14 protein-coding genes and 1 pseudogene are annotated in these 13,175 nt (G+C 28.1%); 4 read left to right on the top strand and 11 right to left on the bottom strand.

Annotated features, from left to right (window positions below; genetic code table 11):
- Positions 1–410 precede the first annotated feature (410 nt).
- Positions 411–1,858 (bottom strand): annotated as a pseudogene (gene nagE, locus Q0G30_RS10140) (N-acetylglucosamine-specific PTS transporter subunit IIBC).
- 414 nt (positions 1,859–2,272) lie between these two features.
- Between nagE and Q0G30_RS10135 the strand changes: the two are divergent.
- Positions 2,273–2,803, top strand: a complete 531-nt coding sequence (locus tag Q0G30_RS10135) for a PTS glucose transporter subunit IIA (RefSeq protein ID WP_294389408.1) — start codon at positions 2,273–2,275, stop codon at positions 2,801–2,803.
- Positions 2,804–2,829: 26 nt separating this feature from the next.
- Here Q0G30_RS10135 and Q0G30_RS14420 read toward each other — a convergent pair whose 3' ends face one another.
- From Q0G30_RS14420 to Q0G30_RS10125, 3 genes are read right to left on the bottom strand one after another with little or no spacing between them, the layout of a single operon-like run.
- Positions 2,830–3,198 (bottom strand): PRD domain-containing protein, encoded by a 369-nt coding sequence (locus tag Q0G30_RS14420; protein WP_366013851.1) that lies wholly within the window; start codon positions 3,196–3,198, stop codon positions 2,830–2,832.
- 59 nt (positions 3,199–3,257) lie between these two features.
- On the bottom strand, positions 3,258–3,701 hold the full coding sequence (locus Q0G30_RS14415; protein ID WP_366013849.1) for a CAT RNA binding domain-containing protein: 444 nt from the start codon (positions 3,699–3,701) through the stop codon (positions 3,258–3,260).
- A gap of 9 nt (positions 3,702–3,710) precedes the next feature.
- Positions 3,711–4,640 (bottom strand): GNAT family protein, encoded by a 930-nt coding sequence (locus Q0G30_RS10125; protein WP_294389407.1) that lies wholly within the window; start codon positions 4,638–4,640, stop codon positions 3,711–3,713.
- Positions 4,641–4,810: 170 nt separating this feature from the next.
- Between Q0G30_RS10125 and Q0G30_RS10120 the strand changes: the two genes are divergently transcribed.
- A complete protein-coding gene (locus tag Q0G30_RS10120) occupies positions 4,811–5,482 on the top strand; it encodes a DUF4230 domain-containing protein (protein ID WP_294389405.1) in 672 nt (223 codons plus the stop codon).
- An 80-nt stretch (positions 5,483–5,562) separates the two neighbouring features.
- Here Q0G30_RS10120 and Q0G30_RS10115 read toward each other — a convergent pair whose 3' ends face one another.
- Positions 5,563–6,279: a tRNA threonylcarbamoyladenosine dehydratase gene (locus Q0G30_RS10115; protein WP_294389403.1), complete on the bottom strand. Its 717-nt coding sequence runs from the start codon at positions 6,277–6,279 to the stop codon at positions 5,563–5,565.
- A gap of 197 nt (positions 6,280–6,476) precedes the next feature.
- On the opposite strand from Q0G30_RS10115, the gene Q0G30_RS10110 reads away from it, so the two are divergent.
- Entirely contained in the window at positions 6,477–7,169 is a 693-nt protein-coding gene (locus Q0G30_RS10110) for a 5'-methylthioadenosine/adenosylhomocysteine nucleosidase (protein ID WP_294389401.1), read from the top strand.
- A gap of 82 nt (positions 7,170–7,251) precedes the next feature.
- On the opposite strand, the gene serC is transcribed toward Q0G30_RS10110, so the two are convergent.
- From serC to Q0G30_RS10080, 6 genes are all read right to left on the bottom strand, one after another.
- On the bottom strand, positions 7,252–8,337 hold the full coding sequence (gene serC / locus Q0G30_RS10105) for a 3-phosphoserine/phosphohydroxythreonine transaminase (protein WP_294389399.1): 1,086 nt from the start codon (positions 8,335–8,337) through the stop codon (positions 7,252–7,254).
- Between the two features lie 74 nt (positions 8,338–8,411).
- Positions 8,412–9,650: a DUF1015 family protein gene (locus Q0G30_RS10100; protein ID WP_294389397.1), complete on the bottom strand. Its 1,239-nt coding sequence runs from the start codon at positions 9,648–9,650 to the stop codon at positions 8,412–8,414.
- Between the two features lie 25 nt (positions 9,651–9,675).
- On the bottom strand, positions 9,676–10,599 hold the full coding sequence (locus Q0G30_RS10095; protein WP_294389395.1) for a D-2-hydroxyacid dehydrogenase: 924 nt from the start codon (positions 10,597–10,599) through the stop codon (positions 9,676–9,678).
- A gap of 250 nt (positions 10,600–10,849) precedes the next feature.
- Entirely contained in the window at positions 10,850–11,038 is a 189-nt protein-coding gene (locus Q0G30_RS10090; RefSeq protein ID WP_133016308.1) for a hypothetical protein, read from the bottom strand.
- 406 nt (positions 11,039–11,444) lie between these two features.
- Positions 11,445–11,693: a pro-sigmaK processing inhibitor BofA family protein gene (locus tag Q0G30_RS10085; protein WP_294389393.1), complete on the bottom strand. Its 249-nt coding sequence runs from the start codon at positions 11,691–11,693 to the stop codon at positions 11,445–11,447.
- A 68-nt stretch (positions 11,694–11,761) separates the two neighbouring features.
- Positions 11,762–12,031: a DUF2508 family protein gene (locus Q0G30_RS10080; protein ID WP_294389391.1), complete on the bottom strand. Its 270-nt coding sequence runs from the start codon at positions 12,029–12,031 to the stop codon at positions 11,762–11,764.
- A 176-nt stretch (positions 12,032–12,207) separates the two neighbouring features.
- Between Q0G30_RS10080 and Q0G30_RS10075 the strand changes: the two genes are divergently transcribed.
- Positions 12,208–13,056: a DegV family protein gene (locus Q0G30_RS10075; protein ID WP_294389389.1), complete on the top strand. Its 849-nt coding sequence runs from the start codon at positions 12,208–12,210 to the stop codon at positions 13,054–13,056.
- Positions 13,057–13,175 lie beyond the last annotated feature (119 nt).

Genomic DNA, 13,175 nt, shown 5'->3' with positions numbered 1-13,175 from the left:
CAAAGACCATTTACTCTGTCGCACCGAAGCGACTTCCTTATCTTATCACCGAACTGTTTTTCTGTCAACACTTTTTTTCAACATTTTTTGTTGTTTTGTTAACTTACTTAACTTTATGTCTTTCGACTTATCGGTTGTCCCTTTGGACAAGACTTATAATATCATACCCTTTCTCCATATCTTGATCATTTTTCAGCATATTCTACATTTAATACTTATTTACTTCATTTTTCGTTATTATTCTAACTTTTTCTCATATTGATACACCTGGATAAGTTAACTAATTTTTTTAAAACTCATATTAATTTTATATTTAATAGCATTACTTATTAACACTATTATTTATTTAATAAAAAAAGAACTATGTATACTCAAAATACATAGTTCTTCTTATCAAATTATTTTATTACTTAATTTTTACATAATTTCTTAAATTCATCAGCAACGAATTGTACTTGTGTTCCTACAATTACTTGAATACTTGTTTTACTTGGTCTAATTATGCCTGCTACACCTACAGACTTAATTACCTTTTCATTAACTAATGTATTATCTTTAATTTCTAAACGTAATCTTGTTACACAGTTATCAACAGAAACTATATTCTCTTTTCCACCAAGACCTCTTAGTATAGTTTCAGCTACATCTGTAAAATTATTGTTTGAAAGTTTAGCTTCCATTTCTACTGAAGTATCATCATCTTCTCTACCTGGAGTTTTTAAATTAAACTTAGTAATGGCAAATCTGAATACTATATAATAAATTACTCCAAATACTAAACCAATTCCTAATAACCAAAGTGGATTTTCAGCAAATGGTGCTTTAAAGCTTAAGAACCAATCAACAAAACCTGCACTGAAATTAAATCCAGCTCTTACTGGTAACATTGCACAAACTGCTGCAGATATACCTGTTAATAAAGCATGAACTACGTATAATCCTGGTGCTAAAAACATAAATGCAAATTCTAATGGCTCTGTAACTCCAGTGAAAAATGAAGCTAAACCTGATGCTAATAATAAACCGGCTACAACCTTCTTCTTATTATCTTTAGCAGTATGATACATAGCTAAAGCAGCTGCTGGTAAACCAAACATCATTACTGGGAAGAATCCAGTCATATACATTCCTGTTTGTCCTAAAACTCCACCGTCCATAGTTCCCCAGAACTTACCAATATCATTTATTCCAGCAACATCAAACCAGAACACTGAGTTTAATGCATGATGAAGACCAAATGGAATTAATAATCTATTAAAGAATGCATATATACCAGCTCCTATTGATCCAGTTGAGATAATAGCTTCACCAAATGATACTAATGCTCCATATACAACAGGCCAGCAAAGAATAATATTAATGTTGCAACAATTGAAGCTCCTGCTGTTACTATAGCTACACATCTCTTACCACTAAAGAAGCTTAAAGCTGATGGCAATTTTATATTTTTAAACTTGTTATAACAAGCTGAACCAATTAATCCTGACAATATACCAATAAATTGAGTTTCTATATTCCCAAAAGCTGCTGGAACTTCTGAAACATCAACTCCTTTTAACATAGCAACAACATTAGTTGATAATAATGTTGTAATCATTAACCATGATACAAGTCCTGCTAATCCTGCAGTACCATCATTATCATCAGACATACCCACACCAACACCTATAGCAAATAAGATTGCCATGTTATCAATTAATGCTCCACCAGCTTTAATTAAGAAGGCTGCAGCAACGTTGTTTGCTCCCCAACCATTTGGATCAATCCAGTAACCTATTCCCATTAAAATAGCTGCTACAGGTAGACAAGCAACTGGAAGCATTAAAGATTTACCTAGTCTTTGTAAATACTTCATCATAATAATAGATTCCCCCTTATTTTTTTAGTTCCATACAAGGCTAACAATATAATACTAAAATAATTGCGACAATAAAAAAAAGCTGAAAAGAATATAATATTATATTCTTTTCAGCTAATGCCCATTTTTTATGGTTGCACGCCTCATATATAAACGTTATTTACTTTACAAGTATATTATAGTACAAAATCCAGTTTAAGTCAACGTTTTCATTGATTTTTTTATTTGTTTTTTATTGACATAATAATTTCTAATATATATAATTTTATTTGAAACGTGTTACTGTTAAATCAGGCATAAGTTAATCTTTAATTAGAAAAGATATACTTATGCCTTTTTATTTTATTACCTATATTTAAAATTGTGTAAACTTATTTTAGAAAGGATGTGAATCCTGAATTATCAGGAAGTATGATGGCTAATTTTTTCAAAAAGTTATTCGGTAAATCACAATCAAACAATGTAGAATCAACTACTGTAGAAAGTCCAAAAAATGCATTAGTTGCAGTTGCAACTGGTGACTTAATACCTTTATCTGAAGTTCCAGACCCAGTTTTTGCTGGAAAAATGGCTGGAGACGGTGCTGCTATAATGGTTAAAGGCGATACTATCGTTGCACCTGCTGATGGAGAATTATCACTAGTATTCAAAACTAAACATGCATTTGCAATGACATTAGAAAATGGACTAGAATTATTAGTTCATATCGGTGTTGATACAGTAAGCTTAAACGGAGAAGGATTCGAGCAACTAGTAGAAGCTGGTACAAAAGTTAAAGCTGGTACTCCTATCATTAAAATTGATAGAGACTTCATCTTAGGAAAAGGCTTATCTCTTGCAACTCCAGTTTTAATAACAAATGTTGATGCTGCTAAATCAATAACTGCAGTAGAAACTGGTTCTGTTGTAGCTGGTAAAGAAATAGTTGTTAACTACGAAGTTTAATAAAAAAATAGCTAAGGAAATAATCCTTAGCTATTTTTTTCATTTAAAGCAATTCTAAATCTTTCTACATGCATTGCTATATATGCAATTTCATCTTCTATTACTTTCTTATCTAAACTTTCCTCAATTATCTTTGCCGCATCTTCTGCAACTTCATAAGACTCAGGATAGGATTTTTTTATTACATCAATTAAATCATTATCTAATATTGTGTTTGTTAACACTCTTTCTATAGTAAATCTTATATGAGATAAAAATCTAGCATAATCTAGAGATTTTCTATTAATCTTAGCATCAAATACACACTCTATATGTTTTACTATCTTACCAGATAAATAACTATATTTAAGAGTGTTAGATAGTTTATTTCCATTTCTAGCTGAATGTATATGCAAAGTAATAAATCCTATCTCCCCTTTTGGGAACTTAACATTATATTTACGTTGTATCTTATTTATAATTTTTTTGCCATTTCAAACTCGATATTATATAAAGTTTCTATTTCTACAATAAATGGATTAATTATTTCCTCTTTATTTTTTAATCTTTTTATGGCTAAAGCTAAATGATCTATTAATCCAATATGAATAGATTCATTCAACTCTTCTCCTAATTCTTCACATATTTCTGCTATAGCCTCTTCACAAATTGCAATAAACTCTCCATCAACCCTACTATATACCTCTTTTAAGTTACGTTGATTCTTTTCATCTTCAATTGAAAATACTTTGTCTACCTCTATATCTCCATTAATTATATCTCCAGCTCTTTGATTAAATCCTATTCCCTTAGATAAAAGTATCTTTTCTACTCCATACTCATTCACAAATACCATATTATTATTTAAAGCTTTTATAACAGTACTATTTCCCTTTAATTTAACCCCTATTTTAATCACCCCTTATTATTAAAGTATTTTATAAAAAGTGATATGATCGCTCCATTTTCCATTTATATATAAATACTTTTTATTAACACCAACCTCTTCAAACCCACAGGCTAATAAAACTCCTTTGGATCTCTCATTAGTTGTTAAAGCTGAAGCTTCTATTCTATGTAGGTCTAAATACTCCTTAGCATACTCTAACACTAAATTTATAGCTTCTTTCATATAACCTCTACCTTCATATTCCTTATCTATAGAATATCCTAATATCCCATTTTTAAATACTCCATAAACTATACTAGAAATTTTAGCTTTACCTATAAGCTTATCATCTATATATATTCCTAAGTCACTTCCTGATCCAGTCATAAGTTGTCTATAACTTTCTAATAAAATTTCCCTTTGTGTTTCATAAGTGAAAAAGCTAGCATCTCGTACTGGTTCAAATTCACGTAGATGTTCTTTGTTTCTTAAATAATATTCTAAAAGTTCCTGGGCATCATCTGGAGTAAAATTTCTAATTGAAATATTCTTTCCTCTCATCTCTACAATATTATTTCTTCCGGCATTCAAGTATTCGTTTCTATTTATTCCAAAACTTAATTCATCATAAAAACTACCCTTTGTAAATATATTATCCGTAAAAATGGCCTCTAATGTAAAACCACTATCTAAAAATGGCTTTAAATTTATCTTTTCACTAACTACCACATTGGTCTTAAATATATTTTTATCTTTAAACACAGCCTTAAGAATATCTTTTAATGTAATCTTTAATAAATCATAGTTATCTTCTCTATAAAACTTTAACTTTAAATTACATTTTTTATTTTCTTTATCTAATTCAGTTATAGTAAATCTTCCTATTACAATCTTATCTTTATCCTTAACTATATAATCATCTAAAGTACCCTTAATAAGTTCTATATTTACTTCCCTTTGATTATCCATACTAACTCTCCTAAAAACAATTTCAATTATTTTTATTATACAAATAAATTAATATAAAACTCAACAAACTTTAATTTAAAAGTAAAAATATTACTTAAAGGAATATCCCTTTTTATATTTTAATATATTTGATTTATGTGAATTTAATATATTAATACTTCAAGGTGGGGATGATTATTTTTTTATATAAGAAAAAACATAAATTTAGATTTAATAAAGTATTATTCTATTTACTTATTTCATTTACCTTACTTCTATTAATTTTATTTTTTAAGTTTCCTAGTAAATTTAAAAAACTTTTTCCTTACTTTAATACACATAAAATTGAATCTTCTTCGATTTTATCTAATGATACTTTAATAAACGAAATTAAAAATGTAAATAAATTAATCCCTTTAGAAGTTGAATTATCAGAAACATTAACAATAGATAATACTTACTTTAACTTAGATATATTTAAAAAATCTATGGAAATAACCTTTTTTGCAAACTGTTCCTATGCTATAGATTTTTCTACTTTGTCTAATTCTAATTTCGAAATAAATACTGAAACTAAAGAAATATCTATAACAATTCCTCAGATAGATATATTTAGTATAGATATTGATGAAAGTAAGACTATATATTCCGATACTGAAGTTGGATTCTTAAGATTTGGAGATTTGAAGCTATCATCAGAAGAGTTAAGTTCAATATATAAAAACCTAAATTATTTATTTACAAAAAAAATGAATAACCCCGAATTTTACGAACAGGCTACTTTAAATACGGAGAAATCATTAAAACAACTTCTACTTAATTTAACGGGAGAAAATTATAATGTAATACTCAAAATCAATTAATATAATAATTTAAAGGGAAGAAATATACTATGTTTAATATTATAAAATAGTAAATTCTTTCCCTTAAAATTTTATTTATATTAGTTTAATCCTGTCAAATCCTTAATTACCTCTCCACCTATTATCATTCCTGCTACTGGTGGAACAAATGATATACTTCCAGGTGTTTGTCTTTTTTGAGATGGGACAGCTCTTCCCTTATTAGGTACCATTGGTATCTCCTCTGAATATACAACCTTTAACTTCTTAACTCCTCTTTTTCTTAACTCAGTTCTCATAACCTTAGCTAGAGGACAAACCTTAGTCTTAAATACATCTGTTACTCTAAATTGAGTAGGGTCCATTTTATTTCCAGTTCCCATAGATGCAATTAATTTAATATCATTTTTATAGCAATACTCTGCTAATGCTAATTTTGACGTTACTGTATCTATAGCATCTACAACATAATCTATATCTTCTGGAATTATTTCTTGTATGTTATCTGCTGTAATAAACTCTTGCTTTGCTTCAACATTACAATTAGGATTTATAGATAATACTCTTGCCTTCATTGCTTCAACCTTAACATTTCCCACTGTAACCTGAGTTGCATGTATTTGCCTATTTAAGTTAGATATACAAATAGTATCATTATCTACCAAAATTAAATTTCCTACTCCTGCTCTTGTTAAAGCTTCAACTACAAAACTTCCTACACCTCCAATTCCAAAAACTATGACTTTAGAATTATGTAATTTTTCTATTCCCTCTTCACCTATAAGTAATTCAGTTCTACAAAATTCATTTAATGACATATCCTCATTCTCCTTCGTACATATTTATTTTCCTATTGAGACTATTATATATTTCAAGGCAAAGTAATACAAGTAATTCTATCGGTTTTCTTTGTTTTGAATTTTACTATTAAATCTGCTATTAATTAATTGAATGTCAGTATATAATATATTTTAAGTAAATTTATATAAATTATATACTTATATGGAGGATTAAAATGATTTTAGGAATAATAGGTGCTATGTCTGAAGAATTAGAAATTCTTTTAAAGGACATGAAATTAGAAACAGTTGAAGAAAAAGCAAAAATGAAATTCCACAAAGGAAAACTATGGGGACATGACGTTGTTGCTGTTGTATGTGGAATAGGTAAGGTTAATGCTGCTGTATGTACTCAAATACTTGCCTCTGAATATAACGTATCATCAGTAATAAATGTTGGAGTTGCTGGTGGCATAGGTAAGGATATTTATCCTGGTGATGTAGTAATAGCAGAAAACTTAGTTCAATATGACATGGATACAACTGCCTTTGGCGATCCAATGGGCCAAATTCCAAGAATGGATACCTTTGATTTTAAATGTGATAAAAAGTTAGTTGAAACTGCTAAAGCTGCTTGTGCTGAAGCTTCTGACTTTAAAACTTTTTCTGGAAGAATAGTATCTGGAGATATGTTTGTTGCTTCACTTGATAAAATCCAATGGCTTGAAAAGGAATTTGGTGCATTAGCTTGTGAAATGGAAGGAGCTAGTATAGCTCATGTTTGCTACTTAAACAATATACCTTTTGTTGTTGTTAGATCTATATCTGATAATGCTAATAACGGAGCTCATATGGATTTTGAGAAGTTCACTCCTATTGGAGTTAAAAATTCAACATTTATATTAAAGACAATGTTAGAAAAACTTTAATAACTAAAATGGTACTGGATTTTTTATTTCCAGTACCATTATTTTATTAACTATTATTTTTTAACTTGATAAATTCTTTAAATTATAATTTATTTTCGGCTTCAAATTTTTTCATAAATTCAACTAAATATTTAACACCCTCTATTGGCATAGCGTTATAAATACTAGCTCTCATTCCACCCACAGTTCTATGACCTTTGATATTTTCAATTCCAGCTTCCTTAGCCGCTTTAACAAACTTAGCATCTAATTCCTTATCACCTGTTATAAATGGTACATTCATTAAAGATCTATCTTCTTTTACAACTGTACCCCTAAATAGTTCACTTGAATCAAGATAATCATAAAGAATTTTAGCCTTTTCTTCATTTCTCTTTTTCATAGCTTCTAATCCACCAAGTTTTTTAAGATGCTTAAATACCTTTCCACAAATATATATTCCATAGGCTGGTGGTGTATTATATAAAGACTTATTATCTGAATGTACCTTATATTGAAGCATTGTTGGAGTACCTTCAAGTATATCTTCAGTAATTAAATCCTCACGAATTATTACAACTACTGTACCAGCTGGCCCAATATTTTTTTGAACTCCTGCAAATATTAATCCATATTTAGTTACATCAATAGGTTCTGATAATATATCAGATGACATATCAGCTACTAAAATCTTTCCTTTAGTATCAGGTAATTTATGATAAGTAGTTCCGTAAATTGTATTGTTATGACATATATATACATAATCTGCATCATCACTTACTTTAATCTTACTTACATCAGGAATATAAGAAAAAGTCTTATCTGCTGATGATGCCAATTCATTTACTTTTCCATATTTTTTTGCTTCAGCTGCTGCTTTTTTAGCCCATTGACCTGTTATAATATAATCTGCAACTCTGTTTTTCATTAAATTCATAGGAACCATCGCAAATTGTGTTGATGCTCCCCCTTGAAGAAATAACACCTTATAATTATCAGGGATGTTCATCAAGTCTCTCAAATCTTGTTCAGCATCTTGAATTATTTCTTCAAAAGCCTTAGAACGATGACTCATCTCCATTACTGACATTCCTGTGCCCTTATAGTCTAACATTTCTGCTGCTGCTTCTTTTAGTACCTCTTCTGGTAATACAGCTGGTCCAGCTGCAAAATTATATACTCTTGACATATATATGTCCCCCCAATTTCTTTATTATATTAGTTTGTTTATTATTTTTGCTTATTGCCAAATAATAATTATAATTAACTAAGCTTATGAATAAATAATCCACTTCTAGGTTTTGGTTCAAACCATGTAGATTTTGGTGGCATTATCATTCCACAATCCGCAATACTCATAATATCATCTATTGTTGTAGCAAACATTGAAAAGCTTACTTTCATATCTTTATTAGCCCTTTTTTCTAACTCCTTAATGCCTCTTATACCACCAATAAATTCAATTCTATCAGACTTAGTTGGATCATCAATCCCTAATATTGGAGAAAGCAAGTTATTCTGAAGAATTGATACATCTAATCTATCCATGGGATCTTTTTCATTAAATGTTCCTCTTTTTGCTTCAAGTTCATACCAAGTATTATCCATATACATACCAAAGGTATGTTTTCTAATTGGCTTAACAGGACTTTCAGAAACTTTAATCTTAAAACCCTTTTCTATAGCATTTAAAAATTCCTCTTTACTTAATCCATTTAAATCCTTAACTGTTCTATTATAATCCAAAACCTCTAATTCATTATCAGGATAAACTATAGACAAGAAATAATTAAATTCCTCATCTCCTGTATAACTTGGATTTTTCTTTCTACGCTTTAGCCCTACTTCTACAGCTGATTTAGCTCTATGATGCCCATCTGCAATATATAAGCTATCTATAGCTTCAAAAAGTGTAGTTAATTTTTCTATAGTATTATCATTGTCAATTATCCATACAGTGTGTCCATTACCATCTTCAGATACAAAATCATATAATGGCTTATTTTTTATCCACTCATCTATTATATTAGATATTTCAACTTGATTTCTATATGTTAAAAATATTGGCCCTGTATTTGCATCACAATAATCAACATGGTTTATTCTATCTAGCTCCTTATCTTTTCTAGTATATTCATGTTTCTTTATTTTATTATTAATATAATCGTCTATTGATGTGCAAACAACTAACCCTGTTTGGCTTTTTCCATTCATGGTTTGTCTATATATATACATACAAGGTTTATCATCTTGAATATATAGACCACTGTCAATCATCTTATCTAGTACCTCTCTTGCCTTTTCATATACAACTTTATCATATATATTAGTATCTTTAGTTAAATTAACTTCTGCTCTATCTACATGTAAAAATGAATACTCATTATCTTTAACCATTTCACGAGCTTCTTCACTATTCATTACATCATAAGGTAATGCTGCTATCTTTGATGCTAAATCCTGCACTGGTCTAAGTGCTTTAAATGCTTTTATTATTGCCATTACTCTTCCTCCTATAACTGTAAAACTATATAGTTACTAAATTATTAGCTACAAAATCAACTATAGTAGTAACTACTTCTTCTCCTATTCTCTCTTGAGCCTCTTTTGTAGCAGCTCCAATATGAGGAGTTACACTTACTTTAGGATGATTTACTAATTCTTTATTTTTAGTAGGTTCTTCTTCAAAAACATCTATTCCTGCTCCAGCAACTTTTCCACTTTCTAACGCTTCTAATAAAGCTGCCTCTTCAACAACCTTTCCCCTAGCACAATTAATTAAATAAACTCCATCTTTCATAATATTAAATTGACTTTTTCCTATTAAAGAACCCTTCTCTTTATCATAAGGAACATGTAAAGATATAAAATCTGAAGTTTTTAAAAGTTCATCTACCTCTAAAAACTCATATGATAATTCATCCTGTTTACCAAACATATCATTGTATACAATCTTCATACCTAGTGCTTTTGCTTTTTTGGCTAAAGACTTTCCTATCCTTCCCATGCCTATAATTCCTAACGTTTTCCCACTAAGCTCTATACCTTCATATTTTTTCTTATTCCATTGCCCATCTCTCATAGTATAATTTGAAATAGCTATGAATCTTGCTAATGCTAACATATGTCCAATAGCTAATTCTGCAACTGAATCAGAACTTGCATTAGGAGTATTTTTTACAACTATTCCCTTTTGCTTAGCATAAGAAACATCTATATTATCAATTCCTACCCCTGCTCTTATTATAAGTTTAAGTTTTCCCCCTTGTGCTTGATTTAAAATATCAGCTGTAACCTTTGTTGCAGATCTAATAACTAAAATATCAAAGTCCTTTAAAGCAGTACCTAATTTTTCTTTATCATAATGATTGTTAATTACTTCAAATCCTAATGATATCAGTTTATTAATAGCCCCCTCTTGTAAACCGTCATTAGTCAATACTCTTATCATTTCCAAACCCCCAATTAAAATTATTATAAATTTTATTTATTACTTTTTGATATTTTACTACTTATTTACATTTTATACAACTATTGCCTTAAATCATTTTATAATTTTTTTATAAATTCATATATTTTTTGTAATTTTTCACTAATTTTATTAACGTAATATTTAAAGAAATCTATATCATATATTTTATTTATTCAAATTAAATAATGTGATAATAATTATAATATTCTATAAAAAAATAGAGAGCTATTTAATAGCCCTCATTATAATCCTCATCAAAAATCAAAATTGATTCTGTTTCTCTACAGTATTTAACACACTTACATTGTCCTAAATGTCTTGGACACTTATAACATAAACATCCTTTATCATCACCATTACATCTTTTCTTTTCGAATTCTGGACAATACTTACAATTTACTCCATTTCCTGCTGGCATAATTTCTTCCTCCTATAAGTAAAAGTATAAATTTTTAATACATATTTATATTTCAAATGGTTATATTAATAGTATAGACGATACATTAATTATATTAGTGTATCATTTATATATAAAGGGTGTAAACGGATGTAGTGTTTGCACCCTAATTTATTTTTAAAGTTTGTAACATTTTTTATTATTTTAAATACTATATAGTATGCAGAAGCTTTTCGCTTATAGCAATTAAGAAAATCTTCTAACTCCCGTCTATATAAATTTAGGGAATCTTCATTACTTATGAAGATTCCCTATCTCTTTAATTAAAATTCAAAATTTTAACTTAGATATTTTTATATTATACCCTAAACTTATCAAAAATACTTTCTTCTGAATTACTATATAAACTAAATTTATAAATTATTTTTTAAAAAAACAATTGAAAAATTACTAAAAATATTACTCCTGGAATACCTAAGAAACCTGCAATAAGAGCAGTTATAGGATTAATAGTTATATAAAAATTGAAATATTCTCCTATGTAATTTGCTACATATAATAATACAATTCCTACAATTCCGTTAATTAATATTTTAATAGGCCACTTTAACAATTTTATAATTAAAAATAAAATTGCTAATCCTACTAAAGCATAAATAATCATTTCACCACTCACCTTTATCCCCCCTATATAATATAAAATAATATAATATTATATTATTTTATATTATATAGCAATATTCCTTATACTTCCATTTCCTCATTTGTTTCTATTTTCTCTCTTGAATATTGTTCCTTAGCTACAGATAATAAATAATCAAATTTCCTTTTTGCAGCTTCTTCTCTATAAATAGCAGCTTCTATTAATTTGGGATCATCTACACTATTGAACATAGATTCTGCAGCTTCCATTTCTCTAATGGATGCTTGTATTTCTCTTAGTACCTTATCGCTAACTTTATCATTATTATAATATTTTACTAAAATTAGACTTAATACATTTTTTATATCCATCTTCTACCTCCTAAAAGTATTTATCTAGATACTTTCCATATTAATAGAATCTTATTCAAAGTATATTTCTATATATATTCACAATTTCAAATTATTAACATGAATTTCTGTACTTAACTTTAATTCTTTGATATAATACCCTAAATAATATTAAATTTAATCGGAGGTGTTTATTTTTGAGTATAAAAATAATAGCGGATAGTACTTGCTACTTACCCCAAGAATACATAGATAAATATAAAATATCTATAGCTTCCTTAAATGTTTTAATTAATGGTAATAGTTATAGAGAAACTGATTTATCAAATGATTGGTTTTATAATGAAATGGCTAAATCTTCAACAATTCCAACTTCATCTCAACCTAGTATTGAAGAATTATATAATATAGTAGAATCTATAGTAAAAAATGGTGATGATGTTGTAGGAATATTTTTATCTTCAGATATGAGTGGTACATTTTCAACATCAAATTTAGTAAAAAATATGATTATCGAAAATTATCCAAATGCCAAAATTGTAATGATAGATTCTAGAAGTAATTGTATGCAAGCAGGTTTTGCTGTATTAGAAGCAGCTAAAGCAGCAAATGAAAATAAGTCTTTAGATGAAGTAGTATCTATAGCAAAAAATGTTATAAAAAATAGTAAATTTATATTTGTACCCGAAACTTTAGATTATTTAAAAAAGGGTGGAAGAATTGGCAGTGCTGCAGCTTTATTAGGTTCATTACTTCAAATAAAACCTATACTTACAGTTGAAGATGGGAAAACAACAGTATTTACTAAAGTAAGAACAAAGAAAAAAGCCATTGATAAAATAGTTAATACTGTTTTAGAACAAAATTTAAAATCACCGATAAAAGGTATTATAGTTCATCATATAAACTGCCAATCTGAAGGTCAAGAACTTGCAGATAGGCTAAAAAACAGTTTAGGATTAGAGAATGTAAAAATTCAATCAATAGGCCCTATTATAGGCTTACATGTAGGTCCTGGAAGTATTGGTGTTGCATATCATTATTAAAATGGTATTTAAATTAAGAAATTAATTTTTTAAACTTCATTACTTTTGTTTAAAAAAGTTAAGAGTTGCCTGTGTTAACATTAAATTTATTAATGCTACTAATGACAACTCTTAATTTT

Source organism: uncultured Clostridium sp. (assembly GCF_934754925.1).
Lineage (GTDB): Bacteria > Bacillota > Clostridia > Clostridiales > Clostridiaceae > Clostridium.
The sequence above is the reverse complement of the archived record's forward strand: the minus strand, read 5'-3'. Positions and strand labels throughout refer to the sequence as shown.